Genomic DNA, 25,884 nt, shown 5'->3' with positions numbered 1-25,884 from the left:
GCGTCCGGTTAGTCCGGGAGGGAATATGACGTCGATCATCAGCGGCGAACGCCAGATCAGCTATCCCGACATCCACGCCCGCATCGCGCGGGCGGCGGCGGGTTTCAAGGCGCTCGGCGTCAGCGGCGGCGTGCCTGTCGGCATGATGCTGCGCAACGATTTTGCGTTCTTCGAAGTCTCGGGCGGCGCAGCCGCGCTAGGCAGCCCGGTGGTGCCGATCAACTGGCATTTGAAGGCCGAGGAAGTTGCCTACATCCTCGCCGACAGTGGCGCGAAAATCCTGGTCTGCCATGCCGACCTGCTGCCGCAGATCAGCGATGGCCTGCCCGCCGACGTGCGGCTCCTGGTGGTGGCTACGCCGCCGGAAATCGCGGCCGCCTTCAACGTCGCACCCGCACTGACACAGGTCCCTGACGGCATGATCGACTGGGACCGCTGGCGCGACACGCATGCGCCCTCGCAGGAATCGCCGATCGGCAGCGCGCCGATGTTCTATACCTCGGGCACCACCGGCCTGCCCAAGGGCGTGCGCCGCAAGCCGATGACGCCGGAACAGGCTGCGGCTTCCGCGCGGGTCGGCGGCATCGCCTATGGCGTCAAGCCGAACGAAGAGCAGGTCATCCTGATGAACGGCCCGATGTACCATTCGGCGCCGAACTCTTACGGCATGCTGGCATTCCGCAGCGGCTGCACAATCGTGCTCGAACCGCGCTTCGATCCCGAGGACATGCTGCAACTGATCGAACGTCATCGGGTTACCCACATGCACATGGTGCCGACGATGTTCGTCCGCCTGCTGCGGCTGCCGGATGAGGTGAAGCGCCGTTACGATCTGTCGTCGCTACGCTTCGTCGTGCATGGGGCTGCGCCCTGCCCGCCGCAGGTCAAGCGTGCCATGATCAGTTGGTGGGGACCGGTCATCAACGAATATTTCGGCTCGACCGAAACCGGCATTCCGGTGTGGCATTCGGCCGAAGAGGCGCTGGCAAAACCCGGCACGGTCGGCCGCGCTATCGAAGGCGGCGTCGTGAAAATCTTCCGCCCTGACGGCGAGCCGTGTGGCGTTGGCGAGCCCGGCGAAATCTTCATGCGGCAAATGTCGGTGCCGGATTTCGACTACCACGGCAAGGCCGAGGCCCGCGCCGAAGCCGGCCGCGACGGCCTCGTCAGCGTCGGCGACGTCGGCTTTCTCGACGCAGACGGCTATCTGTTCCTGTGCGACCGCAAGCGCGACATGGTGATCTCGGGCGGCGTCAACATCTACCCCGCCGAGATCGAGAACGCGCTGATCGGCATGGACGGCGTGCGCGACTGCGCGGTGTTCGGCATTCCCGACGACGAATTCGGAGAGCGGCTTTTTGCCTGCATCGAGCCGGAAGCGGATGCGGCACTATCGCCAGTAGCCGTGCAGGAGTTTCTGCGCGGCAAGCTTGCCAATTTCAAGGTGCCCAAGGACATCCAGTTCATGGATGCCATGCCACGCGAAGCCACCGGCAAGATCTTCAAGCGCAAGCTGCGCGATCTGTATACCGAGGGCAGGTTGCGGGCGATTGGATGAGCAGTGTATCCCTCCGCGCCATTGCGAGCGAAGCGAAGCAATCCACCTCTCCACACGGAGATAGATGGATTGCTTCGTCGCTCCGCTCCTCGCAATGACGGGTGTAGCCTTCCCGCAACCAATCCAAACAGCGTTTTAAACATCATGGCTGTTGCAAAACGGTCATCGGTCGGCGCAAAGATCGGTCATGTGAAGCGCTAGGATCGAAACAATGCAATCCACCGACTTCGTCGTCGCCCGCAACGATCTGCAGCAATGCAAGACCATCGAAACGCCGCTGCCCGACGCGGCGGCGCTGCCTGACGAGACGCTGCTGGTAAAGGTGACGCGCTTCGCCTTCACCGCCAACAACATCACTTATGCCGTGCTCGGCGATCGTCTAAAATATTGGCAGTTGTTTCCGGCGCCCGAAGGTTTCGGCAACGTTCCGGTATGGGGATTTGGCGAGGTGATCGCCTCGAAGCATTCCGGGATTGCCGTTGGCGAAATCCTGTTCGGCTATTTCCCGATGTCGACGCATCTCGTGATCGAAGCCGCCGACGTCAGTAAGCGAGCCTTGCGCGATGCCGCCGCGCACCGGCAGGGCGTGGCGCCGGTCTATAATGCCTATGCTCGGGTCAGCGGCGATCCGGCATTCGCAGACAGGCAGGGCGCCTATCAGGCGCTGCTGCGCCCCTTGTTCATGCTGTCGTTCCTGGTCGATGACTTTCTCGCCGAGAACGAATTTTATGGCGCAAAAAGCGTGATGCTGTCGTCGGCTTCCAGCAAGACCGCCTACGGGCTCGCGCATCTCCTGCACGCGAGAGGCAACGGCATCAAGTCGATCGGCTTGACCTCGCCGGGCAACACGTCCTTCGTCAAATCGCTCGGCTGTTACGACGAGGTCGTAACCTATGAGAACGTAAGCTCGCTGCCGACAAACTCTGCGGTCGCCTATGTCGACATGACCGGCAATACTCCATTACGTGCGACGCTGCACCGGCACTTCGGCGAGCAAATGAAATACAGCGGAATCGTTGGGCTCACGCATCGCAGGTCATCGCCCGATGAGCTGGCACAGGCACTACCCGGCGCCAAGCCGCAATTCTTCTTCGCGCCGGACCAGATCCGCAAGCGCGCCAAGGAGTGGGGACCGGGCGGCGTCGACATCCGGTTCGGCGCCGCATGGTCCGGCTTCGTCCCGAACCTGGAACGTTGGATGAAGGTGATCGAGAACCATGGGCCCGCGGCGGTTCAACGCACCTATCTCGACACCCTCAACGGCCGCGTACCGCCGGATCAGGGGCTGATCCTGTCGCTCTCGGAATAGGCGGCATCTCCTTGCGCCCTTCCTGCACCGTCGGGAATAGGTATAGGCTTTCGCCCACAGGAAAACGCCGCGAAGACGGCCGGTGATGGGAAACGCCCATGCTCGACAGGACGGACGACAGTGCGGTTGCCGCCGACACTTGGCTTGCGCAGTTTGAAGAAGCGCTCGGAAAACCCGACGAAGGGTTGTTGAAGACGCTGTTCCATCCCGACAGCTACTGGCGCGATGTGCTGGCGCTGAGTTGGAATATCCAGACGCTGAATGGCGCCGACGCCATTCTGGAAGCCCTTCCGCCGCTGGCTCACCGCATGGCTCCCGCAGGCTTTGCCATCGCCCCCGATCGCGCCGCACCGCGCAAGGTGATGCGGGCGGGCACCAACGCCATCGAGGCGATCTTCAGGTTCGAAACCAGGGTCGGGCGCGGCAACGGCATCATCCGCCTGATATCAGATGCGGACGATGGCAACCGCCTGAAGGCCTGGACGCTGCTGACCGAGCTTGGCGAGCTGAAAGGCTTTGAGGAACAGCTCGGCGTGAATCGCCCGCGCGGCAACGCCTATTCGCGGGACTTTCGCGGGCCGAACTGGCTCGACCTGCGCAAGGCCTCAGCCGGATATTCGGATCATGATCCCACCGTGCTGGTCATCGGAGGCGGGCAATCCGGACTGTCCATCGCCGCGCGGCTGAAGCAGTTGAATGTCGATACGCTGATCGTCGACCGCGAAAAGCGCATCGGCGACAATTGGCGCAAGCGCTATCATGCGCTGACGCTGCACAACCAGGTGCAGGTCAATCACCTGCCCTACATGCCGTTCCCACCGAACTGGCCGACCTACATTCCGAAGGACAAGCTGGCCAACTGGTTCGAAGCCTATGTCGATGCCATGGAGCTGAATTTTTGGACCGAGACCGAGTTCGAGGGCGGCAGCTATGACGAGACGGAAGGTCGGTGGACGGTGACGCTGCGCTGCGCCGACGGAGCTAAGCGCAGCATGCATCCACGCCATGTCGTGCTGGCGACCGGCGTCAGCGGCATTCCGAGCGTGCCTGACATTCCGGGATTGAAGGATTTCGCCGGCAAGGTGATGCATTCCAGCCAGTATGACGACGGTGAGAATTGGAAGGGCAAGCGCGCCATCGTGATCGGCACCGGCAATAGCGGCCACGACATCGCACAGGACCTCCACTCCAGCGGCGCAAAAGTCACGCTGTTCCAGCGCTCTTCGACGCTGGTCGTCAGCATCGAGCCATCGGCGCAACTGGTCTATGCGCCTTACAATGAAGGCACGCTCGAGGACAACGACCTGATCACTGTCTCGATGCCGCTCAAGCTGGCGCGCAAGAGCCACGCATTGACCGCGGAGAAATCCAAGGCGCTCGATAAGGAATTGCTCCATGGCCTGGAGGGCGTCGGCTTCAAGCTCGATTTCGGCGAGGACAATACCGGCTGGCAGTTCAAATATCTCACCCGCGGCGGCGGCTATTACTTCAACGTCGGCTGCTCGGACCTGATCATCAAAGGCGATATCGCGCTGAAGCAATTTGCCGATCTCGGCACATTCACGGCCGCAGGCGCGAAAATGAAGGACGGCGAGACCATCGCCGCGGATCTCGTCGTGCTGGCGACGGGCTACAAGCGCCAGGAAGAGCTGGTGCGAAAGCTGTTCGGCGAGGCGGTGGAAAAGCGCGTCGGCACGATCTGGGGATTTGGCGAGGAGCAGGAACTGCGCAACATGTACAGGCGGACCGGTCAGCCAGGCCTGTGGTTCATCGCCGGCGGCCTCGCACAATGCCGCATCGGCTCAAAACATCTGGCGCTGCAGATCAAGGCGATCGAGGAAGGGCTGTTGCCGCGAGGCGCGTGAGTTCTGCCTCGCGATCGCTGATTTGCCTGATGATGAAGGCTGCCGCGCGGCGCCAGGCTTCGTCGTTGTCGCCGCGAAAGCTGACGAGGCGTTCGAACACCACCTTCCGCGCCTTCACGTCGATAATGTCGAATTTCGCCCATTGCACGAGCGTGCTCATCTTTTGAACGCTGCCGATCAGGAGAAGGTCGGCGCCGGCCGCCTGCGCCTTGCCGAGCAACTGAGCGGCAGTGAGGTCACCGACCGAACAGGCATTCGGCGGACAATCGAGATCGGCACTTCGCAGCTTTCCACTCGCCGCCAGATCGGTACGTAGCGAGGCTTCGAAGGTGCGCCGGCGCCGCAAATGGTCGGCGCTTTGATCGATGACCTCGCCCGAGGTGTCGATATATTCGATTTCGGCGACTGCGAAGAAGAGCGGCTTGTCCTGCGCCCGATCCAGCAGACGGTTCTGGATCAGCCACCGCGCCCCGCGGCTCCAGGCCACATTGGCGCCCATGCGCAAATCCGTCTGCTCGACCGCGACGATCGCCCCGGATCTGGCGTCGCGTATCTTGAAGGTGACCGCGTATTCCGTTCGGGTGATGCGCGTGACGATCCCGATCATCGACTGATCTGCGCCGAGGCCGGCGGCGATACTGGCTTCGCAGCCATCGCAGTCCCGCAACCTGCCTGCGTTCGCCGCCGGGTCGTTCGCAGCGCTGCCATTGATGATATTGTAGCGCCCGGACGCCGCGATCAGCCGGCGCGCTTCCTCCGTCGAAAGCCGCAATTGCTCGCGGTCGATGTCATCAGGAGGGACGTAGGCGGCCGCGGCACTGAAATCCTCCAGTTCGAAGGGAAAGACTGCAATTTTAATTGGAGGCGGCGCGGCCGTCTCAGCGGCCTCAGCCGTCGCGAGCGTGGCCAGCACAATGGCCGGAGCGAGGATGGTGGCGATGGAGCGCATGGATCACCTCGAACTGCTAACGCGGAGCTGCCTTACTCGCCGCGATTTCGCCCGATCTGCTGCCCCGCCGCAATGGCAACTGTCCCTGCATTGGCCGGGTGAAATACCCGATCTTGGCTTGCCCCGCTTTCTTCCCGGGGAAATTTGCTTCTATAGTCTAAGCCGATGGGAGGGAGCTTGCGACAGGCATCCAACTCCGTGGCGAGGCCTGTGCCCGCCATCGATCTGAAGCTGCGGCTGGCGTTACGCGTCGCGGCGCTTGCGGCAGCGTGCTTCATCGCCGTCGCGGCCTACGCCTTGTTCGACAGCGACCGTACCACCAGAGCCAAAGCGAGCCGAATCGCCGAGATCGTTGCCCGGGATCTCTCGTTGCAGCAATCGCAGGCGCAATGGCTCTCCGTCTCCATCAACGCAACGCCGGATTTGCAGGGAATCGCGGCGCTGATGGAGCCGGGCCTTTGCATTGCCTACCGCGACAATACCGGCGCGTTTCGCCAGGGCGTCTGCAGCGGAGCGCCCGCCGACGACATGGCCGCGCCCGAAAGCTTCGCCTCCCTCTATCGCACCGTCTTTCGTCCCGGTGAACCGGTCTCGATGCCGGTCCTAGTTGCCGGCAGCGCTCGGGGCATGGCGGTCGCAACCTTCGACCCCGCTACACAGATCGGCCAGAGCTGGCGCGAGGTGAGCCGGCTGCTCTCCATCATGGCTTTCGCGCTGGCCGGGCTTTGTGTTGCGGTCTATGCCGCGCTGGCGCGGGCGCTGCGGCCGACCCAGGCCATTGCCACTGGCCTCCGGCAACTGGCGGCGAACGATCTTTCCGCGCGCCTGCCGCGTTTCGACCTTGCGGAATTGTCGGCGATTTCCGGCGTCTTCAACACCCTTGCACAGCGGCTGCAGGCAACGCTTGCCGAACGCAACGCCTTGACGCGAAAACTGATCGAAGTGCAGGACGAGGAGCGGCGCCATCTCGCGCGCGAGCTGCACGACGAATTCGGCCAGTCGCTTTCCGCCATCGCGGCGCAGGCTGCCGCCGCCTCTCACACCGCGGAGCGCCAATGCCCGCCACTGTACGAGGAATGCCGGGGCATCTCGCGTACGACGGCGCATATGATGGAAACCTTGCGCGGCGCGCTGGTGCGCCTGCGGCCGCCCGACGTCGAGGAACTCGGCCTCACCCTCAGCCTCGAAAGCCTGGTTGCGAGCTGGAATGGTTTTGAGAAGGGCCGCACCCGATTCGAGATTTCCGCCAGTGGCAAGGCCGATGATTTGGCGCCCGGTGTCAGCGCAAGTCTTTATCGCATCGCGCAGGAGGCGATCACCAATGCGGCAAAACATGCGCAGGCTAGGTGCGTGCAGTTGCGTCTCGAGGCCGGAGACGCCGAGATCGTCCTGACCGTCGAGGACGACGGCGAATCGGCCAGCGCCAGCCTGACGCCGAAAGCCGGCATGGGACTGCTCGGCATGCAGGAGCGCGTGGTTTCGCTCGGAGGGACCTTGCAGTTTGAGCGGCGAGAAGCGGGCGGCGCCCGACTTGTCGCGCGCATTCCCACGATGCGGGTGGAGTCTTAGACATGGCAGCCTTGGATTTGGCGGACGCCGGTGGCCGCACGCGCGTGATGCTGGTGGACGACCATGCCATCGTGCGCGAGGGCTATCGCTCGCTGTTGCAGAAGCAGGATCGCCTGCAAGTCGTCGCTGAAGCCGACAATGGGGCCGACGCCTATCGCGTCTACAAGGAAGCCAGGCCCGACCTCGTCATCATGGACCTGTCGATGCCGGGAATTGGCGGGGTCGAAGCCATCAAGCGCATCCGGCAATGGGACAAGTCGGCGCGCATCCTGGTCTTCACGATGCACCAGAGCGCGGCCTATGCGGTCCAGGCAATCAAGGCAGGCGCATGTGGCTTCGTCACCAAAAGCAATCCGCCCGACGCGCTGCTGCGCGCGATTGCCGAAGTCATGGCCGGACGCATCGCGCTCAGCCCCGATATCGACCACGAACTCGCCATCAACCGGCTCGCCGACGAGCCTTCGGCCGTCGACGCACTGAGCCCACGGGAATTCGAAATCCTGCGCATGCTGCTGGCGGAAAAATCCGTGGATGAGATTGCAAACACGCTGCATATCAGCGCGAAGACCGCGGCCAACACGCGCTACCAGATCCGCGCCAAGCTCGGCGTCGCCTCCGACATCGAATTGGTACGCCTGGCGCTTCGCCAGCGGATCATCGCGGCGGAGGATATCGGGGGCTAGTCTGGAAGAAACGTGCCATGCGCAAATCCCCCTCGTGCTTCGGGCGGGTCTCTGCAACACTCTTGGCCAACAAACAGATGGGGAGAAACGCATGCCGGTCATCCTAGGCTCGGGCGAGCACCGTTACCGCGTCGTCGAAAACTGGGCGAAGCTGCCCGACGGCTGGAGCCTGACCGACGTCGCCTCCGTCGCCGTCGACAGCAAGGACCGGATCTACGTCTTCAACCGCGGCGCCCATCCGATAGTGGTGCTGGACCGCGAGGGGAATTTCATCAAGAGCTGGGGCGAAGGCCTGTTCAACCGCGCTCACGGTTTGCACATCGATGCCGACGACAATCTCTATTGCACTGATGACGGCGACCACACCGTGCGCAAGTGCTCCACCGACGGCAAGGTGCTGCTGACCATCGGCATCCCGAACAAGCCCGCCCCATTCATGAGCGGCGAGCCGTTTCACCGCTGCACGCATACCGCGCTGTCGCCGAAGGGCGAGATCTACGTCTCCGACGGCTACGGCAATGCCTGCGTTCACAAATATTCGCATGACGGTAAGCTCTTGAAGACCTGGGGCGAGCCCGGCACCGATCCCGGCCAGTTCAACATCGTTCACAACATCGCCACCGATTCCGACGGCTGGGTCTATGTTGCCGACCGCGAGAACCACCGCGTGCAGGTGTTCGACGGTAACGGCAAATACGAGACGCAGTGGAACTATCTGCACCGGCCGTGCGCGCTGTGCTGCTGCGGCGGCAAGCAGCCGAATTTCATCGTCGGCGAGCTCGGCCCCGGCATGGCTGTGAACCGCAAGGTGCCCAATCTCGGTCCACGGCTTTCGATCGTGGATTCGAAGGGCAAGCGCATTGCCCGCCTCGGCGGCGAAAACGGCCCAGGGCTGGAGGCCGGCAAATTCCTCGCACCCCACGGCATCGCGCTGGATTCCAAGGGCGACATCTATATCGGCGAGGTCGGCGTCACCGACTGGAAGACCAGCTTTCCGGATACGCCGATGCCGCCGGAGGTCGGGGTGACGCGCTGCCTGCAGAAGCTGGAGAAGATCTAGGGCGGTGCTAAGGGCAAGGCCTTGCTAGCGCCGGAGGCCGGAAGCGCGGGGCCGACCTCCCCCGTCAAACAGGCTATGCTCACGCGCGAGGCCTTCTCCGACGATATCGAAGAAGGCGCGCACCCGTGCGGTCCTCTTCAGATCAGCATGGGTCACGATCCACAATTCGCCAACCAGATCCGACACCGCATTCGGCAGCGCGCGGGCGAGATCGCGATCCTCGTCCCCGAGATAGCAAGGAAGCAGCGCAAGGCCGATGCCGGCCTTCGCAGCAATGAACTGATTGACGAGGCTGTTGGTCCGGTAGACGAAGGCATCATCCGGCACCATTCGATTGAGCCAGTCGGCCGCCATGATGCCGACTGCGGTTTCTTCCCATCCGATCAGGGCGTGGCGGCCGAGATCTTCCGGGGATGAAACGGCCCCGCCTCTTTCTTTGAGATAGCCGGTTGCACCGTAAACCGTCCATGCGACGTCGGCGAGCTTGCGGCCCCAGAGATCGCCCTCCTTCGGCCGCATAGGACGAAGCGCGATATCGGCCTCGCGGCGCGAGAGATTGAGGACGCGGTTGTCGACCACGAGCTCGACGACGATGCCGGGATGGGTTCGCCGGAACGCGGCGAGATGGCTGGTCAGCTTTCGATATGCCAGCGTCTCCGAGGAGGTTACGCGCAGGCGTCCGGAGGGACGGTGATCCCGCCCCGCAATGTCGCGGTCGATGGCGAGCGCCTCATCTTCCATCCGCTCGGCCGCTGCCGCCATCCGCTCGCCGGCCGGCGTCGCTTGATACGCTCCGCCGGGAAGACGCTCGAACAGACGCACGCCGAGCCGCGTCTCCAGGGCATTCAGGCGCCGAAACGCGGTCGAGTGATCGATATCAAGCGCTTTGGCGGCGCCGGTGAGGCTGCTTGCCCGATGTACCGCCAACACGAGTTGGGGCTCGTTCCAGTCCTCCATAACGCAAACGTAAGGGCCGCTTGCAGTTTCGCAAGTGACGCTGGCGTATTCCCAACGTGCTTTCCGCCGCGCCAAACGTTACCTACCGCAACGGGAAGCGAGATGAGAACTTAAGGTGACCGCGATCCGGCCTTGTACCGGAGCGTGAGGCCACGGCCTCCTCGCATCGACAACGTTCAACACATGGGAGAGTCCGAGAAATGGGTGCTCCGTCCCCCGAACTTTGCAATCTCTGGCTGGCACGCGCGTTCAATGCGCAGGACGTTGACGCCGCGGCAGCGATGTATCACCCGGACGCCTCGATCGTTCAGGTCGACGAGGTCCATGGCGGCAGCAGCGTCGCGCGCGGCGCCGACGGTATCCGCAAGACGATGGCGGCCTATGTCGGATTGAAGCCGCACATGGATGTCGTGACCCATCACACGACGGTTTCCGGCGACTTCGCGATGACGCGGTCGCAGTGGCTGATCAAGGGCACCGACGAAAACGGCAAGCGCACCGAGGTGCATCACCACGGAATGGAGGTTCACCGCCGGATGCCCGACGGCACATGGGTGTTCTTCATTGACCACCCGTTCGGTGCCGATCCGAGCTGGGCGGTCAAAGCTCCGCCGCACACCGAATAGTCGCGCCATACAGCCCACGCCGGAGGAATAGGCATGCAGGAATTGCCGCGCTCGCCAGCAGGCGGCACGAGCTTCGGCGCGGCCGCGCTGCTCGGGCTGCAGAGCATCCTGACCAGCGCCGCCAAGCCGTAGAGGCCAGCGCGACGATAACCCATCGCCATTCCCCCGAAGTCTTCAACAATGCGCGCCTACCCTCGGATCGCGCGGCCCGGGCCGCCTATCACGATGGATTGACCGCGAATGTCCGGCATTGGCGAGGTCAGGAACCGAGGCTTTTTCCAGGGTCGGCAGAGAATCACGCGTTCCCGCTGCTGGATAAGCCCCGGAACGCTCTTCACAATCCCGTCACGCTGCCTGTAGTATGCAGGGCACACGCTGCTTCGCAGCTAACATGGGGGTCAGGAGCGTTACTTGAACGCACATGTCTCGCAGGGCGGTTGGCCGGTATTGGTGCTGAACGCGGATTTCCGGCCGCTGAGTTATTACCCGCTGTCTCTCTGGTCGTGGCAGGACGCGATCAAGGCGGTGTTTCTCGATCGCGTCAACATCGTCGAGCACTACGACCGCGCGGTGCATAGCCCGAGCTTCGAGATCCAGCTTCCGAGCGTGGTGTCGCTCAAATCCTTCGTCAAGCCGACCACGCATCCCGCCTTCACCCGATTCAACGTCTTCCTGCGCGACCGCTTCGTCTGCCAGTACTGCAACGCGCATGACGACCTGACATTCGATCACATCATTCCGCGCAGCAAGGGCGGCCAGACCACCTGGGAGAACGTCGTCGCGGCCTGTTCGCCGTGTAACTTGCGCAAGGGCAATCTAACCCCGCAGCAGGCGAAGATGTTTCCGCGGCAACACCCGTTCGCGCCGACGGTGCATCAATTGCATCGCAATGGGCGATTATTTCCGCCGAACTATCTGCACGATAGCTGGCTGGATTATCTTTATTGGGATACCGAGCTCGATCCGTAAGCGAGCGGTTCAACACCTGTAAAGCGCGTCACCCGTTCGATAACGAAGTTGAATTTCGGTGATTGACGCGCCCTCGCAGGCCGCCAATCACTCGCGAGTTAGATCTGGTAATCCATATCGGCCATGCTCGCACCCGGAGCTGTCGGCGGCGACTTCTTCTTCGGAAGTTCAGCAACCATTGCCTCCGTGGTGACGAGCAGGCCAGCCACGGATGCGGCGTCCTCAAGCGCGGTGCGCACCACCTTTGTGGGATCAATAATCCCCTTTGCGATCAGGTTGCCGAACTCGCCGGTCTGGGCATCAAAGCCGAAGGCGTATGTATCCTTATCCAGGATATGTCCAATCACGAGCGAACCATCCTCGCCCGCGTTGATCGCGATCTGGCGGGTCGGCCACGAAAGCGCTTTCTTGACGATCTCGACGCCATAGCGCTCGTCCTCGTTGGCTGGTTTCAGTCTGTCGAGCGCCTTGCCGGCGCGGAGCAGGGGAACGCCGCCGCCGGGCAAAATGCCTTCCTCGACTGCCGCGCGGGTCGCATGCAGCGCGTCGTCGACGCGGTCCTTGCGCTCCTTCACCTCCACTTCGGTCGCCCCACCGACACGGATCACCGCGACACCGCCCGCGAGCTTGGCGAGCCGCTCCTGGAGTTTCTCACGATCGTAGTCGGAGGTGGTCTCCTCGATCTCGGCCTTGATCTGGGTAATGCGAGCTTCAATGTCGGCCTTCTTGCCGCCGCCGTTAACGATCGTGGTATTTTCCTTATCGATCCTCACATGCTTGGCGTGGCCGAGCATGTTGATGGTCACGCTCTCCAGCTTGATACCGAGATCCTCGGAAATCATGGTGCCGCCGGTAAGGATGGCGATATCCTGGAGCATCGCCTTGCGACGATCGCCGAAGCCGGGCGCTTTCACCGCCGCGACTTTCAATCCGCCACGCAGCCTGTTCACGACGAGGGTGGCGAGCGCCTCCCCCTCCACGTCCTCGGCAATGATAAGCAGCGGCTTGCCCGACTGCACGATGGATTCGAGCAACGGCAGCATTGGCTGCAGTCCCGACAGCTTCTTTTCGTGGATTAGAATGTAGGGGTCTTCGAGCTCGACCCGCATCTTTTCGGCGTTGGTGATGAAGTAGGGCGAGATGTAGCCGCGGTCGAACTGCATGCCCTCCACCACTTCAAGCTCGGTCTGCAGCGACTTCGCCTCCTCGACCGTTATTACACCGTCGTTACCGACCTTCTTCATGGCGTCGGCGAGGAAGCGGCCGATCTCGGCGTCGCCGTTGGCCGAAATGGTTGCAACCTGCGCGATCTCATCGTTCGATGTGACCTTTTTCGAGTTCTTCTCGATATCCCCTATCAGGGCATCGATAGCGCGATCGATACCCCGCTTGAGGTCCATCGGATTCACGCCTGCGGCGACAGCCTTCGCTCCCTCCTTCACGATCGCCTGGGCAAGCACGGTGGCAGTGGTGGTGCCGTCGCCAACCCGATCGGACGTCTTGGACGCGACCTCGCGCACCATTTGGGCGCCCATGTTCTCGAACTTGTCTTCGAGCTCGATCTCCTTGGCGACGGTGACACCGTCCTTGGTGATGCGCGGCGCGCCGAACGACTTTTCGAGGACGACGTTTCGGCCTTTCGGTCCGAGCGTTACTTTCACCGCATTGGCAAGAATGTCGACGCCGCGCAGCATCTTCTCGCGGGCATCGACCGAAAATTTGACTTCCTTGGCAGCCATGGTCTTGCTCCTAAGATACTGTTCATCGGTTACCCATTACATCGGGCGGGCTTTCAAGCGGCCTTGCGACTGGCGCCCGACTCCACCAGCACGCCCATGACGTCGTTCTCCTTCATAATCAAATACTCGGTGTCGTCGATCTTGACCTCGGTGCCCGACCATTTGCCGAACAGCACGCGATCGCCCACCTGAAGGTCGATCGGAACGAGCTTGCCGGCCTCGTCGCGCCCGCCGGGCCCGACCGCCACGACCTCCCCCTGCTGCGGCTTCTCCCTGGCGGTATCGGGGATGATGATGCCTCCAGCAGTCTTTTCCTCGGCCTCAATGCGCTTGACGACTACCCGATCGTGAAGCGGACGGAATTTCATTGCGCTCCTCCTCGGCTGTTTGTGGACGTGACAGGGAATCGCAGCCATCGACAGGCGGAAGTCTGCGACAGACAGGCGGAAGTCTGCGGCTGCAGCATGCGACCTAGGTGGCTCAGAGTTGCGCTTCAAGGGACTTGCAAAAAAATGATCGACGACAGCGGGGGTTGCAAGCGTTTCCAGGAACAAACGGCTCCACGCGTCTGTTATGTCGTTGCCTGCCGCACAGGACTGCCGCGCCTTTACAGAGCGCCCGTCCTGAGCAGGCTGAGAAGCAACCGACGGTTCGTGGAGGCGCAGCCGTGCTTACCGCGCCCGCATATCAATTACGCCCGTCGCCGCATGTCGTCGTGGTCGGAAACGAGAAGGGCGGCTCAGGTAAGACCACAATCGCGATGCACGTTGCCGTTGCGCTGCTGAAGGCCGGCCAGCGCGTCGCAACCATCGACCTCGACGGCCGGCAACGGACCCTCACCCACTACGTCGAGAGCCGGCGCGGTTGGGCGCGGCGGAGCCAGGTCGATCTGGAACTGCCGACGCATTTCTGCATCGCACGCGCCGAACGCCCCATGGTGGCGGAAAACGAGGCCGCCGAATGCTCCGAATTCCAGCGGGCCGTTGCCGCCGCGCAGGATCGCCATGACTTCGTCGTGATCGGTACGCCCCCGCATGACAGCTACCTGATGCGGCTTGCCCATTCGATCACGGACACCCTGGTGACGCGCTGAACGACAGTTTTCTCGACCTCGACGTGCTGGCGACACTCGATCCGGTTACGTTGACGGTCACCGGGGTCGGCCATTACGGCGAGTTGGTGCGCGAGATACGCCGGCATCGCCGGCCGGTTGACGGCGCCCTCATCGATTGGGTGGTCGTGCGCAACCGCAATTCGGCGCAACGGTCATCTACCGCCCCGGTTCTTTGCGGCTGCTTGCAGGAACTGGCCCTCAATGCAGGTTTCCGGGCTGCGACTGGCCTTCAGGAGCGGGCAATTTATCGCGATCTTTTTCCCCGTGGGCTGACCGCGCTGGACGAGCTATGCGAGACAATGCCTGCCACCGACGTGGAGGAGGCATCTCGCCTCGCCGCGCGCCGCGAGGTTCAGGGCCTGATCGAGGGGTTGAAGCTGCCAATCAACGATCGCGGTCGCCGCCGTGCAGCGCTTCGCGCCGAATGGTTTGCTTCACACAACAGCCCGCTGGATACCGAGATCCTGGCCGGTTCGTGAGCGGGGGGCGTCATTACGGAGCTTGCGTCTAAAAAACTTCGTGAGCACCGGAACGCCCGTGCGCGGTGTGGGTTCGTTGGAAGCCGTAACAAGCAGTGAAGGAGATTGCGGAACATGACAAATAGATCGCGCATTTGCTCGATGGCCGGCATGGCGATCGCCGGCTCGTTGGCCCTTGGCATCACCAGTGCATCCGCGCAGACAATCTATGTCGATTCGTACGTCGACCCCTATCCCGTGGCAGTGGCTCCCGGCAGCGTTTACGTCGCGCCGGCGCCGGTTGTCGCGGCGCCGCCGATTGTACGGCCACGCACCGTGGTGGTAAGCCGTCGGGCCTATGTGCCGGCCCCCGCGTTTGGCGCGCCGGTGCCTTATTACGGACCCTACGGCTACACCACGGAAGTCGGCTATACCGTTTCCGACTGGTAAGCCGATCGCCTAGACGGCCCGCGCAGCAAGGCCCCGCCGAGCGGGGCCTTTTCTTTTCGCGTCGCGCGTCGGTCCGTCGAATTCCTTTGGGTCGGACTAGGCGGCGCGCGCAATCTTGGAACGCAAGCTGCACCTTCACTCCGCGATCCAATTCTGTCACGATAGCTTTGAGGCGCCCGCCTCGTCAGAACACAAGAGCGGCATCAACGCTCCAACGGAAACGTCCCATGCTCATTCCTATCGCCGACGTGCCACGCTGGTATGCCGAACGGAAACCGAAGGACACCATCGCGGTCAGTCACGGCGCCGATGCCATCACCTGGGAGCGGCTCGAGCGCAACGCCAACCGCCGCGCGCGGGCCTTTGCCGCCAAAGGCGTCAAGCCCGGCGATTTCGTCGCAATCGGGCTGCCCAACAGCAACGTGTTTTTCGAAACCACCTTTGCGGTGTGGAAATGCGGCGCAACGCCGACGTCGCTGACCTGGCGGCTGCCGCGCGGCGAAGCCGCAGCCGTGCTCGACATTCTCAAGCCGTCGCTGGTGGTCGGCGGCCAGCCCGACTGGAATGCGCCGAATTCGCTGCCCGCCGATTTCATGCCTGACGGCTTCTCGGACGAGCCTGTGAACAATCCGGTGGCGCGCTACTGGAAGGCGATGACCAGCGGCGGCTCGACCGGTCGGCCGAAAGTGATCCTCGATCACCGGCCCGCCGTGGTCGATACCGCCGGACCGGCGGCGCTCGGCATGCCACTCGGCGCTTCCCTGCTCAACCCCGGCCCGCTCTACCACAACGCACCCTTCATCGTTTCGCACACCGCGCTGTTCAACGGCGGACGCGTCACCGGCCTCGTCAAATTCGACGCCGAGGAATGCCTGCGCCTGATCGAGGCCAGCGGGGTACAGTGGGTCAATTTCGTGCCCACAATGATGCACCGGATCTGGGCGCTGCCCGAGGAGGTGCGCAACTGCTACGACTTGTCGAGCCTGCAGATCGTGTTTCACATGGCCGCGCCGATGCCGCCATGGCTGAAGGAAAAATGGATCGAGTGGCTCGGGCCCGAGCGCATCTACGAACTCTATGGCGGCACCGAAGCACAGGGCGCCACGATCATCTCCGGCACCGAATGGCTGGCGCACAAGGGCTCGGTCGGCAAGATCGGCGACACCTGCCGCTTAAGGATCATCGGCGAGGACGGCAACGACGTAGCGCCGGGCGAGACCGGCGAGATTTATTTCCTGCCCAATGACGGCCCGGGCTCCACCTATCACTATCTCGGAGCCGAGCCGAAGCGCCGGCCTGACGGCTGGGAATCGCTCGGCGATATCGGCCGGCTCGACGCGGAAGGTTATCTCTATCTCGGCGACCGGCTCGCCGACATGATCCTGCGCGGCGGCGCCAACATCTATCCGGCCGAAGTCGAGGCTGCGGTATCGGCGCATCCCGATGTGCGCTCCTGCGTCGTGGTCGGCCTGCCCGATCCCGAATTCGGGCAGCGCGTGCACGCTATTCTCGAACTCGACCGGGGCACAGACGCGAAGGCTATCGCCGACGGCATGGCTGCGTTCCTCGCCGACCGGCTCAGCCGCTACAAGCACCCGGAAAGTTTCGAAGCCGTCGATGTCGGCCTGCGCGACGATTCCGGTAAGGTTCGCCGCACGTTGCTGCGCGACGAACGCGTCGGCTGGTTGAAGGAGAACCGCGATTTCCGGATCATGCCGGCCCGCGCGCGGGTAAATGTGGAATGATCCTTAACTGGCCGTGGAACAATTGAGAATCTGCCCCCTTATGAGTCGCATGCCGGCTCATTTTGGGGGACACTTTCAAGACGGCAGTTTGCAGCATAGATTGTGAATGAATTTCCCGCGCTTTCGCCCGAAACGCGCGCCGGTTCGCCAGGAGACCATCCATGCCTTCTTTGACCGAATGGAGAGTGCCGCCCGCAAACCAGCCGCGTCCGGGCGATTACGCCTTCGACCTCGACAAAGCCCTGTCGTCGGTGGTCGGGCTGCATTCGATCATTCCACCCGATGCGTTTAGCGCCGAGACGCTCGGCACCGAACGCGCCGGAAATGGCGTCGTGATCGATGACGGGCTGGTGCTGACGATCGGCTACCTTATCACTGAAGCGGAGGCCGTCTGGCTGCACCGCAGCGACGGCCGCGTGGTGGAAGGCCACGCGCTCGGCTTCGATTTCGAGTCCGGCTTCGGCCTGGTGCAAGCGCTCGGCGACCTCGACCTCGATCCGCTGCCGCTCGGTTCTTCCGCCACTGCTGCAATCGGCGACCGCGTCGTGGTCGGCGGCGCCGGCGGGCGCACGCGCTCAGTCGCCAGCCAGATCGCGGCAAAACAGGAATTCGCGGGCTATTGGGAATATCTGCTGGATGAGGCGATCTTCACCCATCCCGCGCATCCCAATTGGGGCGGCACCGGGCTGATCTCGAGCCGCGGCGAACTGATCGGCATTGGGTCGCTGCAGCTTGAGCGCGAGCGCGACGGCAAGGCCGAACACGTCAACATGATCGTGCCGATCGACCTGTTGAAGCCGGTACTCGATGACATCAGGAAATTCGGCCGCGCCAACAAGCCGGCGCGACCGTGGCTCGGCATGTTCACCACCGAAATCGACAACCGCGTCGTGGTGGTCGGCATCGCCAGCAAGGGACCCGCGGCGCTCGCCGAACTGAAGACCGGCGACGTCATTCTCGCTGTCAACGGCGACAAGATCACCAGCCAGACCGGCTTCTATCGCAAGCTCTGGTCGCTCGGCAGCGCCGGCGTCGACGTACCGCTCACGGTCTACCACGAGGGCCTCACCTTCGACGTGGTGCTGGCCTCGACCGACCGCGCCAAGCTACTGAAGGCGCCAAGACTTCACTAGATGAAGACTTCACTAGATGAAGGCTTCACTAGATGAAGGCTTCACTAGATCAAGACTTCACTGGATTGAGGCTGCATTGCAATAAGGGATGGCGTGATGAATGAGGCCGTGGTGGACGACATCGTGGCCGTGCTGCCACCGCTATTGCAATCGCTGGAAGCCCTCGGCTTTATCGCGCGCTACCTGAACCCGCCCGATTTCGACCGCGTGATGGAGGCCGCAGGCCAGCCTGACGAGGCCTTGCGCGCGGTTCGGTCGAAGCTCGCAGAATGGCCGGCGGAGTTCGCAGATATCAAGACCTCCCTCGACGCGGCGAGCGATGCGGCACTCGCCGCGTTCGCGGGTCTTCGCGTCGTGCAAAATGGCAATGGCGATCTCGTTAGCGTGTTTCGCGCACTTCGCTACGCTCCGCGTGCGCAGGAGGCGCTATACGCGCTGGCTACAAAATTGCCGCCGGTGAGCGAATTCTTCGTCGACCCGTCGCTGCGCGACAACGACGATCTCGCGGCGCGGCTGGCGGCGCCAGCCAATCCAAACACCGGCGTCTTTCACGATCGTAACGAGTCGGGCAGCCGCGGCGGCTTCTCCGCCTACGTGCCGGAATATTACACCCCCGACCGCGCGCTTCCGCTGGTGATGGCGCTGCATGGCGGCAGCGGCAATGGCCGCGGTTTTCTGTGGAGCTGGCTGCGCGATGCCCGTAGCCGCGGCGCGATCCTGGTCGCCCCGACCGCGACCGGCTCGACCTGGGCACTGATGGGCGACGATACCGACACGCCGAATTTGATGCGCATCCTGGACGCCGTGCGCTCGCGCTGGAACGTCGATCCCAGGCGGATGCTGCTGACCGGGATGAGCGACGGCGGCACGTTCTGCTATGTCACGGGATTCGAGAGCGCCTCGCCCTTCACCCATCTCGCGCCGGTCTCGGCAACGTTTCATCCGCTGATGGCCGAAATGGCCGATGCGGACAGGTTGCGTGGCCTGCCCGTTCACATCGTGCACGGCAGGCTCGACTGGATGTTTCCTGTGCAGGTGGCGCGGCAAACGGCCCAAGCGCTGTCGGCCGCAGGCGCCAACGTCATCTATCGCGAGCTCGACGATCTCAGCCACACCTATCCGCGCGAGATGAATGCAGAGATATTGCGTTGGCTGAACGGCCAAGCCTGACCACCGACGATGCTGCCGACACAATCTCGTCTGAATTTATCCCTATGAGCAGAACGACTTAGCCAACAACGTGGGGGCGTTGATCAGCCGGTTCATTGGAACCGCGAGAGGATACGTCATGCCCTCGAACTCCGGCCTCGGCGCTCCCGCGGCCACCACGCCTGCCTCCAACGCGCCTTCCTCCAATTCGCTGCTGCTGTCGAAAGGCGTCACGCGCCTTGAAGTCACGCTGAAGCTGACGACTGCGATTCTCGCGCTGGCCGCCGGCGTCTACACCTATCTCGGCGTCCGCGAACTGCTCAACGGCGATCCGACCACGGTGTTCTTCGCCGCCGTGATCTATTCGGTTGCCGTATCGGTCGGCATTTACGCCTTCTGGATTTTCCTGATGCAGTTCATGCCCCACGTGGTGGACCGCACCGGCCGCGGCCTGATGTTCGGCTGCATGCTGCTGGGCTCGCTGATGATCGTGGCGATGTCATCCTGGCTCAACGCTTCGGCGCTGGCAGGCGCGGCCGCGATCCAGCAGCATCTCGCCATCACCGTGCAGAATTACACCCGCGACCTCGATACCGCCAACAGCAATGCTATCGCCGCGCAGGGGCTGTTGCCTGATATTCAGTTGGCGTCATCCCGGTTTGCGAAACTGGCCGACGCCGAACGCGCGGGATCGCTGACCGGCACCTCCGGATCCGGTACCGTCGTGCAGCTTCTGACGCAGATGTCCGGACAGCTCGACAGTCTCGGGCAGGAAGTCCAGGCGTCGGCGAAGCGCGTCTCGACCCTGTTCGAGCAGGGCGGCAAGCATTTGGCGAAGATGCGCGAATTGATTTCCGACCGGGGGCCGATCTCGACGCGCAGCGACGCCTTTGCGACCGAATCGCTGGCGCTCTCCGGCGTGATCGCCAACCTGCAGCAGACCTCGGTGGCACCCGCCGTCAAGCGCGCGGCGGCGTCGCTGTCGTCAGGCTTCATCGCGCCCGCGGCGGGCGGCCGCACTGCCGATCTCGCCGACCGGCAGACTGCCGTGGTCGGCAAGGTCGAGGGCTCCATCGCGACACAGGCGGCTTCGCTCGCCGGGGCGGCCGACAAGATCCTGGCTTTGCCACGGGTCGAGCCGGCCCGATTCCAGACCATGTCGCCCGCCGAAGCCGTGCTTCGTTATGCCGGCGATTTCATTCCGAGTTGGGCCGGCGCGATCTCGATCGACCTGATGCCGGCGGTGCTGGTCTTGATCCTGTGTGTCGTGCACGCCGCGATCCGGCGCGAGGGGCTTCCCGCGTTCAGCGCCTCTGACATGACCGCGGGCGAACTGGTTGCGGCCCTGCAGATGGCCCGCGAAGTCGAGGACGCGCGCCAGGTGGCGCCACGTGAGGCCGGGACCAAGGCGCCCGCTGAAGAGCCTGTGGCCGATCAGGCGGCGGAGACGGACGAAAACGTTACCTCGCTATCGTCGGCGCGGCATACCAAGTAGGTGTCGCGATGCAGCGCTCCGCAACGCTTCAACAGCGCGTTCAAGCCTTTCTTGCGGCCAATCCGGACGAAGCGATCCTGCGCTGGCTGTTCCGCAGCATCGTCACGATCACGATCGCTGTACTGGCGGCCGACCTCGCCGGCATGAATGGATGGATCGGCACTGCTGATCCTGCCGTCGAGCTTAGGCAGGACACGCCTTCGCTGAACCTTCCCAATGCGGTGCCATCCATTCTGGCGCCGCTGGCACCCGGCGACAACAAGCGCCTGACGCCGCGACCGCAAGCAGATGGCGCGATGGCCGAGCCCATGACCTTCGAACTGGTGGGTGGCGGCAAGCTGATGGCGATCGGCACCATTACGCCAGGGATTTCGGATGCGTTTGCAGCCGAGGTCGCCAAGCGCGGCGATTACATCAAGACGGTGGTGCTCAACTCGCCGGGCGGCTCGGTCAGCGATGCGTTGGCGATGGGACGACTCATTCGAGAGCGTAGTTTCGCGACCGAGATCGAGGCTGGCAAATACTGCGCCTCATCCTGCCCGCTGATGTTCGCCGGCGGCGTCGAGCGCCGGGTCGGCGACAAGGCCATCGTCGGCGTGCATCAGGTGGCGGCGCTGGGCACCACAGCCGGCCTGCCCCGCGACGAGATGAACGTGGCGCAAAATGTCTCGGCGCGGTGCCAACGCTATCTCGGCGATATGGGCGTGAACCTCCAGGTCTGGGTACATGCGATGGAGACGCCGCACGACAAGCTTTTCGTGTTCAAGCCCGATGAATTGAAGTCGCTCAACCTGGCGACAGCCACCGGGGCGGCAGCACCTTCCGCCTCGGCTCCCCGCCCGGCGCCGCCGAAGGCGCGATCCTAGATCAGGGAACCATCCCTCGTCCTCCGCGTTAGTGAGCGGTCACGGAGGTATCGCATGCGGACGTTTGTCGGAATGATTTTGGGCGCGCTGCTGCTGGTTTTCGGCGTCTATGTCTACGATTCCATGCGGACGTCGAGTGTCGCCAGCGGCCAGGTCGCGCAGGCTAGTCGCACCCTCGTCAACTGGGATGTCGTGGCAGAGGACTGGAAGGCGCTGAAAACGCGCGCCCACGACGATTGGGTCAAGCTCTCGTCGCGATAGTTCCTTGATAACTTCCTGGCGAGATCAATCGCAACATTCAAACGCCGTCGTCCCGAACGACGGCGTTTTGACGCTCTAATTGCTCTTCTTCGCCTTGCGCGCGTCGGCAATCACCATCTCGAATTCCGCCATGGTCAGGATTCCCGGCACGCGGAACTTGCCGACGATGAAGGACGGCGTTCCCTTGAATCCGAAGGCCACCGCCTGATCGTGGTTGCGGGCGAGAATGGTGTCGATTGCCTTCGCATTGGAAGTGAGGTCGCGGTTGAGACGGTCCATATCGATGCCGGCGCCTGCTACCAGTTCGCGGATGCGCGGTTCGGTCAATTTCGAACTGACGCCGATCATTGCCTCGTGCGCCGGCAGGTATTTGTCCTGATACTTGGCGGCGAGCGCCACCCGCGCCGCGTACTTTGAGACGTCGCCCAGGATCGGCCAGTCCTTCAGCACCAGGCGGACCTTGCCGTCGTCCTGCACCACCTGCTGGATCTCGGGCGCGATCTTGCGACAATACGGGCAGTTGTAGTCGAACCATTCGACGATGTTGATGTCGCCGTCGAGATTGCCGGTCGCGGGAGCGTCGGGGTCGCGGAGCACCAGGGCTTCGGTCAGGACGTCGTCGCCTTGCGCGAACGCCGGACGCGACATGCCCGCGCCGAACAGCGCCACGCCCGCGCCGAGCAAGCCAAGCGCTTCGCGCCGCGTCGGGCCTGGGATCGTCCCGGCCGGATTATTCAATCGCTTCATCTGGGTCTCGCCAAGGGCTGCATTTCCTGTCTACGGTTGAGATAGGGATATGTTACGCGCCAGCATATAGAGCGCCACGGCAATAATGACCACGGCGAACACGATGTTGAGCGCGCCGCGGCGCTCGGCGAGGTGCCGCGCCGAACGCGTGCCGGCCAGTCCGCCGGCGAGGCCGCCCGCCACGAACAGTCCCGCCAATGCCCACGACACCAGCCCGGACCAGGCATAGCTGGCGGCGGTGGTCAGGCCGAACGCGGTAACCGCGACCAGCGAGGAGGAGACCGCGTTCATGATCGGCATGCCGGTCGCCAGCATCAGGGCCGGCACGACCAGGAATCCGCCGCCGATGCCGAAAAATCCCGACACCGTTCCGGTGGCGAGGCCGAGGCCGACGATAGCCGGCATGTTCGCCATCGAGACCTTGACGTCAGGCAGGCCGATCCGCGAGCGCGTCTTCAGCATCAACAGCGCGATCACGATCATCACCAGCGCGAAGAGCGCCAATAGCCGCTGACCGTCCATCATCTTGCCGAGGATCGAGCCGCCGAAGGCGCCGGCCATGCCGGCCGCGGCGAAGATCAGCGCGCAGGACCAGATCACGGTGCCGCCGCGCGCATGGTTGGACAGGTTGAGCGCGGCGTTGGCGGCCACCGCAATCGCGCTGGTGCCGATCGCCATATGGGGCTCCGCCACGCCGACCACATAGACCATCAGCGGCACCGCCAGGATCGAGCCGCCGCCGCCGACCAGGCCAAGCGAGAACCCGACCAGCATCCCCGACGCCAGTCCCAGCACGCCTTGCGCGGTGGAGATGATCAAGTTGAAAGACTCTGTTGCACGGCGCGACCATAGAAGGATTTTCTGCAGATCGCCATGGCCGCAGCACAAAGCTGCCCTGCAATACACATCAGCCGATCAGGCTACGACGTACCCCCTTCTCCGGCGAAGCGCCCTCGCGGCTGGTCAGCGCCATCAGCGTGCCGGTCATGGTCGCGATCAGCGTCTCCTTGCCGTCATCCGCCGCATAGGCGCGGCCCTCGCACACCGTCATCGTGCGGCCGGGCTTGACGACGCTGGCGCGGAACGCGAACCGCTCGCCGCGCGCCGGCGCCAGCAAGTTGGTCTTGAATTCCACGGTGAGAATTCCCGCACCCGGCGGCATCAGCGTGAAGGCGGCGACGCCGCAGGCATTGTCGAGCGCCGCCGTGATGATGCCGGCGTGTATGAAGCCGTGCTGCTGGGTGAGATCGGCCGAATAGTCCATCGCCAGATCGACCTCGCCCGGCTCCAGCCGCGCGATCGAAATGCCCAGCGTCTTCATCGCCCGCTGCTGCTCGAACATGGCGGTGGCGACCGCGCGATAATCCGGGTTCTTCGGCTCGAAGCGCGGCATGGGTCACGCCATCGCCGGTTCGAGATGCCGCCTTGCGGCGTCGCGGATCACGGGAGCGAACGGGATCGACTTGCGCGCCTGCCGGTCCATGTGGACGCCGACGAATTCGCAAGTCGCGGCGATTTCGCCGGTTTCGGCGTTACGCATCTCGTGGACGAAGCGGATCGACTTGTCGCGAATCTCGAGCACCTGGCTTCTGACCTCGATGATATCGCCGGCCAGGACTTCGCGCTTGTAGGTGATGTTCTGCTGCACGGCGGCCATGCCGCGGCCGGAGGTGCGCAAGTACGACGGCGTCAGCCCGAGCCGGGCGAACAGATTCCAGTTCGCTTCGTCGAACTTGCCGACATACCACATGATGTTCATGTGCCCGACATGATCGCATTGCCACGGATAGACCGTGCCGCGATAGGTCGCGTCCGTCTCCATCGCTTGCTCCCGCTCTTTTGTTCTCGATACGGTAGCGTATCATGCCCTCCCCGGGTTAGCAATACGGTACCGTATCAACCACTCCGTGGGACCGGACCATGAGCGATGCCAAAGGAGAGGCGCGAACCGGAGAGGCGCGCGCCGGCGAGGTTCGCCACGAGAGCTGGATCGAGGCCGGCTTTGAGGAAATCGCCCGGACCGGCGTCGAAGGCGTACGGGTCGAGGTGCTGGCCAAGAACCTCGGGGTCACCAAGGGCGGCTTTTACCGCCGCTTCCGCGACCGCGCGGCCCTGCTGGACGCCATGCTGCAGCACTGGAGCGCGGGCCGCATCGCCGCGATTGAGAAACAGACCAGCCTCGACGGCGCGACCGCGCGCGAGCGGCTGAAGGCGCTGATCGCGCTTTATTCCGAGCGCATGAACACCGAGGGCATGGCGGTCGAACTGGCGATCCGGCAATGGGCCCGCTCCGACGAGCTGGCAGCCAATGCGGTGGCGAGCGTGGACGCCGCGCGGCTGAAGAATGTCGGGCATCTCTATCGCGCGACGGGACTGGCGGCCGAGGAGGCCGATGCGCAGGCGTTTTTGTTCTACTGCTTCGTGTTCGGACAGAGCCTGCTGTTTCTCGAACGCGGCCAGCGCAAGCGCACACAACTGGTGGCGAAGTCGGCCGAGACGTTGCTCCGTGGATTGTAAGCCGAATTGTGAGCGCGGCCGAAAGCTCCGGCCGCGCCCGCGTCGATTGCTGGCTAGGCCGAGCCCTTCAGCTTCTTGTTGCATTCGCTGTAATAGCCGCCGCCCTTCTGGACCCACTTCATCCCGCCGTTGGCGTTGCTGGCCTTGTTGGCGTTGTATTGATCGAGGCAGGTGTGGAAGCGCTGCTTCGTCGCCGTCTCCTTCGAATATTTTGCGTCGACCGCGCTCGGAAAAGTCGCGGGGCCGGATGGCGCCGCCGCAGGTGCGGCTTCCTTCTTGGCAGCCGTCTTCTCTTCCTTCGCGGCGGCCGGAGCCGCAGCGGCGGCGGCGGGCGCGGCGTCGGCGCCGCACTGGGCTTTCCGGAAGTCGCTCCACTTCTGGTCGCCCAGCGTGCCGGCGGCCTTCGCGGCCTGGTATTTGGCGCTGCATTCCTGCGCCGTCAGGGCATTCGCCTGCGAGGTCATCGCAAACGCAGCCAATGCCGACAGCGCACACGCGCCCAGTATTTTTGCTTCGATAGTCATCCCTGGTCTCCTTAGGGCAGTAGTCATCTGCGCGACCATCCTAGCGCAACCACAGCTTGCGACAACGCATCGAACGAACCCTGCGGTAAAAATTTTCTGAGGCGAATAGGCGCGATCCGCCGTCGCATTCAGCCCGCGTTC

25 protein-coding genes and 1 pseudogene are annotated in these 25,884 nt (G+C 63.5%); 17 read left to right on the top strand and 9 right to left on the bottom strand.

Annotation, left to right across the window (positions count from 1 at the left end):
- The first annotated feature begins 25 nt into the window (after nt 1-25).
- The 3 genes from CQ13_RS10555 to CQ13_RS10545 all read left to right on the top strand — a co-directional run bounded on the left by CQ13_RS10555 (nt 26) and on the right by CQ13_RS10545 (nt 4,732).
- The gene (locus tag CQ13_RS10555; RefSeq protein WP_057842839.1) at nt 26-1,558 is read left to right on the top strand and encodes an acyl-CoA synthetase; all 1,533 of its coding nucleotides are present in this window, start codon (nt 26-28) and stop codon (nt 1,556-1,558) included.
- A gap of 211 nt (nt 1,559-1,769) precedes the next feature.
- Nucleotides 1,770-2,867 (top strand): DUF2855 family protein, encoded by a 1,098-nt coding sequence (locus CQ13_RS10550; protein WP_057842838.1) that lies wholly within the window; start codon nt 1,770-1,772, stop codon nt 2,865-2,867.
- A 98-nt stretch (nt 2,868-2,965) separates the two neighbouring features.
- Nucleotides 2,966-4,732 (top strand): flavin-containing monooxygenase, encoded by a 1,767-nt coding sequence (locus tag CQ13_RS10545; protein WP_057842837.1) that lies wholly within the window; start codon nt 2,966-2,968, stop codon nt 4,730-4,732.
- Here CQ13_RS10545 and CQ13_RS10540 read toward each other — a convergent pair.
- Nucleotides 4,692-5,681 carry a DUF2380 domain-containing protein gene (locus tag CQ13_RS10540; RefSeq protein WP_057842836.1) on the bottom strand — a complete coding sequence of 330 codons (990 nt, stop codon included), beginning with the start codon at nt 5,679-5,681 and terminating at the stop codon, nt 4,692-4,694. The two genes, CQ13_RS10545 and CQ13_RS10540, sit on opposite strands and share 41 nt — an antisense overlap.
- A gap of 165 nt (nt 5,682-5,846) precedes the next feature.
- Between CQ13_RS10540 and CQ13_RS10535 the strand changes: the two genes are divergently transcribed.
- From CQ13_RS10535 to CQ13_RS10525, 3 genes are all read left to right on the top strand, one after another.
- Nucleotides 5,847-7,250, top strand: a complete 1,404-nt coding sequence (locus CQ13_RS10535) for a sensor histidine kinase (protein ID WP_057842835.1) — start codon at nt 5,847-5,849, stop codon at nt 7,248-7,250.
- 11 nt (nt 7,251-7,261) lie between these two features.
- Complete coding sequence (locus CQ13_RS10530) at nt 7,262-7,933, top strand: response regulator (protein WP_430649677.1); 672 nt, start codon at nt 7,262-7,264, stop codon at nt 7,931-7,933.
- A gap of 91 nt (nt 7,934-8,024) precedes the next feature.
- The gene (locus CQ13_RS10525; RefSeq protein WP_057842833.1) at nt 8,025-8,993 is read left to right on the top strand and encodes a peptidyl-alpha-hydroxyglycine alpha-amidating lyase family protein; all 969 of its coding nucleotides are present in this window, start codon (nt 8,025-8,027) and stop codon (nt 8,991-8,993) included.
- Between the two features lie 24 nt (nt 8,994-9,017).
- Here the strand turns inward: CQ13_RS10525 and CQ13_RS10520 are convergent, their stop codons facing one another.
- A complete protein-coding gene (locus tag CQ13_RS10520; RefSeq protein ID WP_245309120.1) occupies nt 9,018-9,923 on the bottom strand; it encodes a LysR family transcriptional regulator in 906 nt (301 codons plus the stop codon).
- Between the two features lie 227 nt (nt 9,924-10,150).
- Between CQ13_RS10520 and CQ13_RS10515 the strand changes: the two genes are divergently transcribed.
- Nucleotides 10,151-10,576 (top strand): YybH family protein, encoded by a 426-nt coding sequence (locus tag CQ13_RS10515; protein ID WP_057842831.1) that lies wholly within the window; start codon nt 10,151-10,153, stop codon nt 10,574-10,576.
- A gap of 411 nt (nt 10,577-10,987) precedes the next feature.
- Complete coding sequence (locus tag CQ13_RS10510; RefSeq protein ID WP_057842830.1) at nt 10,988-11,545, top strand: HNH endonuclease; 558 nt, start codon at nt 10,988-10,990, stop codon at nt 11,543-11,545.
- A 98-nt stretch (nt 11,546-11,643) separates the two neighbouring features.
- Here CQ13_RS10510 and groL read toward each other — a convergent pair whose 3' ends face one another.
- Both groL and groES read right to left on the bottom strand, forming a co-directional pair.
- Nucleotides 11,644-13,284 carry a chaperonin GroEL gene (gene groL, locus CQ13_RS10505; protein ID WP_057842829.1) on the bottom strand — a complete coding sequence of 547 codons (1,641 nt, stop codon included), beginning with the start codon at nt 13,282-13,284 and terminating at the stop codon, nt 11,644-11,646.
- A 53-nt stretch (nt 13,285-13,337) separates the two neighbouring features.
- A complete protein-coding gene (groES, locus tag CQ13_RS10500; RefSeq protein WP_057842828.1) occupies nt 13,338-13,652 on the bottom strand; it encodes a co-chaperone GroES in 315 nt (104 codons plus the stop codon).
- 299 nt (nt 13,653-13,951) lie between these two features.
- On the opposite strand from groES, the pseudogene CQ13_RS10495 reads away from it, so the two are divergent.
- From CQ13_RS10495 to CQ13_RS10460, 8 genes and pseudogenes are all read left to right on the top strand, one after another.
- Nucleotides 13,952-14,877 (top strand): annotated as a pseudogene (locus tag CQ13_RS10495) (division plane positioning ATPase MipZ).
- Nucleotides 14,878-14,991: 114 nt separating this feature from the next.
- Complete coding sequence (locus CQ13_RS10490; protein ID WP_156433609.1) at nt 14,992-15,306, top strand: hypothetical protein; 315 nt, start codon at nt 14,992-14,994, stop codon at nt 15,304-15,306.
- Nucleotides 15,307-15,533: 227 nt separating this feature from the next.
- Nucleotides 15,534-17,051 (top strand): AMP-binding protein, encoded by a 1,518-nt coding sequence (locus tag CQ13_RS10485; RefSeq protein WP_057842826.1) that lies wholly within the window; start codon nt 15,534-15,536, stop codon nt 17,049-17,051.
- A gap of 161 nt (nt 17,052-17,212) precedes the next feature.
- Nucleotides 17,213-18,184: a S1C family serine protease gene (locus CQ13_RS10480; protein WP_057842825.1), complete on the top strand. Its 972-nt coding sequence runs from the start codon at nt 17,213-17,215 to the stop codon at nt 18,182-18,184.
- 96 nt (nt 18,185-18,280) lie between these two features.
- Nucleotides 18,281-19,354: a carboxylesterase family protein gene (locus CQ13_RS10475; protein ID WP_057842824.1), complete on the top strand. Its 1,074-nt coding sequence runs from the start codon at nt 18,281-18,283 to the stop codon at nt 19,352-19,354.
- 118 nt (nt 19,355-19,472) lie between these two features.
- Nucleotides 19,473-20,828, top strand: a complete 1,356-nt coding sequence (locus CQ13_RS10470) for a hypothetical protein (RefSeq protein WP_057842823.1) — start codon at nt 19,473-19,475, stop codon at nt 20,826-20,828.
- Between the two features lie 8 nt (nt 20,829-20,836).
- Nucleotides 20,837-21,694 (top strand): COG3904 family protein, encoded by an 858-nt coding sequence (locus CQ13_RS10465; RefSeq protein ID WP_057842822.1) that lies wholly within the window; start codon nt 20,837-20,839, stop codon nt 21,692-21,694.
- Between the two features lie 54 nt (nt 21,695-21,748).
- Nucleotides 21,749-21,955 (top strand): hypothetical protein, encoded by a 207-nt coding sequence (locus CQ13_RS10460; protein WP_057842821.1) that lies wholly within the window; start codon nt 21,749-21,751, stop codon nt 21,953-21,955.
- Between the two features lie 75 nt (nt 21,956-22,030).
- On the opposite strand, the gene CQ13_RS10455 is transcribed toward CQ13_RS10460, so the two are convergent.
- The 4 genes from CQ13_RS10455 to CQ13_RS10440 all read right to left on the bottom strand — a co-directional run bounded on the left by CQ13_RS10455 (nt 22,031) and on the right by CQ13_RS10440 (nt 24,524).
- Nucleotides 22,031-22,702, bottom strand: a complete 672-nt coding sequence (locus CQ13_RS10455; RefSeq protein WP_057842820.1) for a DsbA family protein — start codon at nt 22,700-22,702, stop codon at nt 22,031-22,033.
- 30 nt (nt 22,703-22,732) lie between these two features.
- The gene (locus CQ13_RS10450) at nt 22,733-23,518 is read right to left on the bottom strand and encodes a sulfite exporter TauE/SafE family protein (RefSeq protein ID WP_057842886.1); all 786 of its coding nucleotides are present in this window, start codon (nt 23,516-23,518) and stop codon (nt 22,733-22,735) included.
- Nucleotides 23,519-23,609: 91 nt separating this feature from the next.
- Entirely contained in the window at nt 23,610-24,095 is a 486-nt protein-coding gene (locus CQ13_RS10445; protein ID WP_057842819.1) for a PaaI family thioesterase, read from the bottom strand.
- Between the two features lie 3 nt (nt 24,096-24,098).
- Nucleotides 24,099-24,524, bottom strand: coding sequence for an acyl-CoA thioesterase (locus CQ13_RS10440; RefSeq protein ID WP_057842818.1), 426 nt, complete (start codon nt 24,522-24,524; stop codon nt 24,099-24,101).
- Between the two features lie 98 nt (nt 24,525-24,622).
- On the opposite strand from CQ13_RS10440, the gene CQ13_RS10435 reads away from it, so the two are divergent.
- Nucleotides 24,623-25,219, top strand: coding sequence for a TetR/AcrR family transcriptional regulator (locus tag CQ13_RS10435; RefSeq protein WP_082637404.1), 597 nt, complete (start codon nt 24,623-24,625; stop codon nt 25,217-25,219).
- Nucleotides 25,220-25,272: 53 nt separating this feature from the next.
- Here the strand turns inward: CQ13_RS10435 and CQ13_RS10430 are convergent, their stop codons facing one another.
- The gene (locus tag CQ13_RS10430) at nt 25,273-25,743 is read right to left on the bottom strand and encodes a hypothetical protein (protein WP_057842817.1); all 471 of its coding nucleotides are present in this window, start codon (nt 25,741-25,743) and stop codon (nt 25,273-25,275) included.
- Nucleotides 25,744-25,884: the final 141 nt, after the last annotated feature.

The sequence above is a fragment of the Bradyrhizobium retamae genome, from assembly GCF_001440415.1.
Taxonomy (GTDB): domain Bacteria; phylum Pseudomonadota; class Alphaproteobacteria; order Rhizobiales; family Xanthobacteraceae; genus Bradyrhizobium; species Bradyrhizobium retamae.
The sequence above is the reverse complement of the archived record's forward strand: the minus strand, read 5'-3'. Positions and strand labels throughout refer to the sequence as shown.

Coding starts and splice junctions, on each gene's coding strand:
- CQ13_RS10555 (WP_057842839.1), top strand. CDS start 26: ATGACGTCGATCATCAGCGGCGAACGCCAGATCAGCTATCCCGACATC.
- CQ13_RS10550 (WP_057842838.1), top strand. CDS start 1,770: ATGCAATCCACCGACTTCGTCGTCGCCCGCAACGATCTGCAGCAATGC.
- CQ13_RS10545 (WP_057842837.1), top strand. CDS start 2,966: ATGCTCGACAGGACGGACGACAGTGCGGTTGCCGCCGACACTTGGCTT.
- CQ13_RS10540 (WP_057842836.1), bottom strand. CDS start 5,681: ATGCGCTCCATCGCCACCATCCTCGCTCCGGCCATTGTGCTGGCCACG.
- CQ13_RS10535 (WP_057842835.1), top strand. CDS start 5,847: ATGGGAGGGAGCTTGCGACAGGCATCCAACTCCGTGGCGAGGCCTGTG.
- CQ13_RS10525 (WP_057842833.1), top strand. CDS start 8,025: ATGCCGGTCATCCTAGGCTCGGGCGAGCACCGTTACCGCGTCGTCGAA.
- CQ13_RS10515 (WP_057842831.1), top strand. CDS start 10,151: ATGGGTGCTCCGTCCCCCGAACTTTGCAATCTCTGGCTGGCACGCGCG.
- groL (WP_057842829.1), bottom strand. CDS start 13,284: ATGGCTGCCAAGGAAGTCAAATTTTCGGTCGATGCCCGCGAGAAGATG.
- groES (WP_057842828.1), bottom strand. CDS start 13,652: ATGAAATTCCGTCCGCTTCACGATCGGGTAGTCGTCAAGCGCATTGAG.
- CQ13_RS10490 (WP_156433609.1), top strand. CDS start 14,992: ATGACAAATAGATCGCGCATTTGCTCGATGGCCGGCATGGCGATCGCC.
- CQ13_RS10485 (WP_057842826.1), top strand. CDS start 15,534: ATGCTCATTCCTATCGCCGACGTGCCACGCTGGTATGCCGAACGGAAA.
- CQ13_RS10480 (WP_057842825.1), top strand. CDS start 17,213: ATGCCTTCTTTGACCGAATGGAGAGTGCCGCCCGCAAACCAGCCGCGT.
- CQ13_RS10475 (WP_057842824.1), top strand. CDS start 18,281: ATGAATGAGGCCGTGGTGGACGACATCGTGGCCGTGCTGCCACCGCTA.
- CQ13_RS10470 (WP_057842823.1), top strand. CDS start 19,473: ATGCCCTCGAACTCCGGCCTCGGCGCTCCCGCGGCCACCACGCCTGCC.
- CQ13_RS10465 (WP_057842822.1), top strand. CDS start 20,837: ATGCAGCGCTCCGCAACGCTTCAACAGCGCGTTCAAGCCTTTCTTGCG.
- CQ13_RS10460 (WP_057842821.1), top strand. CDS start 21,749: ATGCGGACGTTTGTCGGAATGATTTTGGGCGCGCTGCTGCTGGTTTTC.
- CQ13_RS10455 (WP_057842820.1), bottom strand. CDS start 22,702: ATGAAGCGATTGAATAATCCGGCCGGGACGATCCCAGGCCCGACGCGG.
- CQ13_RS10445 (WP_057842819.1), bottom strand. CDS start 24,095: ATGCCGCGCTTCGAGCCGAAGAACCCGGATTATCGCGCGGTCGCCACC.
- CQ13_RS10440 (WP_057842818.1), bottom strand. CDS start 24,524: ATGGAGACGGACGCGACCTATCGCGGCACGGTCTATCCGTGGCAATGC.
- CQ13_RS10435 (WP_082637404.1), top strand. CDS start 24,623: ATGAGCGATGCCAAAGGAGAGGCGCGAACCGGAGAGGCGCGCGCCGGC.
- CQ13_RS10430 (WP_057842817.1), bottom strand. CDS start 25,743: ATGACTATCGAAGCAAAAATACTGGGCGCGTGTGCGCTGTCGGCATTG.